At 67.5% G+C, this 716-nt stretch carries 2 protein-coding genes; both read left to right on the top strand.

Features of this window, described 5'->3' with window-relative positions; all coding sequences use genetic code 11:
- Positions 1-450 (top strand): malonate decarboxylase holo-[acyl-carrier-protein] synthase (gene mdcG, locus MOV75_RS40635; protein ID WP_247008481.1); only part of this gene is annotated, 450 nt, incomplete at its 5' end.
- On the top strand, positions 447-716 hold a 270-nt coding region (locus MOV75_RS40630; RefSeq protein ID WP_247008479.1), incomplete at its 3' end, for a triphosphoribosyl-dephospho-CoA synthase. The genes mdcG and MOV75_RS40630, both read left to right, overlap by 4 nt.

Genomic DNA, 716 nt, shown 5'->3' with positions numbered 1-716 from the left:
AGCCACGGCAAACGGCGCATTGCGGTCTCGCTCACGGCTGCCGATATCGTCGCATCCGCCCCACCTCCGTTGCTGGCCGACGCCGCAGCAGCGGCGCCAGCGGCCTGGGGCGAGACGATCGAAAAACTGCTCCGGCTTCTGCCGGAGACCCGCACCTATGGCAGTCTGGCCTGGCAGCATCTCACCGGGCTTCCCTATCTTTCGAAGGATTCCGACCTCGATCTGCTCTGGCCGCTGGCCTCGGCCGCGCAGGCCCAAACCCTGCCGTCTGACATCGCGCGGATCGCCAGGCAGGCGCCGATGCGGCTGGACGGGGAGATCGTCGGCAGCGCGGGCGGCGTGCAGTGGCGCGAGCTGACCGGCACTGATACCGACGAAGTCCTAGTGAAAAGCCCCGCCGGCGTTCACAGCGCGACACGCGCTGCATTCCTTTCGGGGGCCACGTCATGAACGCCGCGCTGAAATGGCAATCGCTGCCGCAACACGCGCTGCATGCGGAGCAGATCGGCCATCTTGCTTCGCTTTGCCTGAAGCTCGAGGTCGAGACCCATCCGAAGCCTGGGCTCGTCAGCCACGTCGACAACGGCGCGCATCGCGACATGGACGCCACCCTGTTGTGCCTGAGCGCCGAAACCTTGATGCCGTTCTTCGGCGAGCTCGCAGCCGCAGGCGCCGAGGGCGCCAGCATGAACCGGCTGCGCGCCATCGGCGTTGCC

This window comes from Bradyrhizobium sp. PRIMUS42, from assembly GCF_023006515.1.
Taxonomy (GTDB): domain Bacteria; phylum Pseudomonadota; class Alphaproteobacteria; order Rhizobiales; family Xanthobacteraceae; genus Bradyrhizobium.
This window is presented reverse-complemented; position numbering and strand designations above follow the sequence as displayed.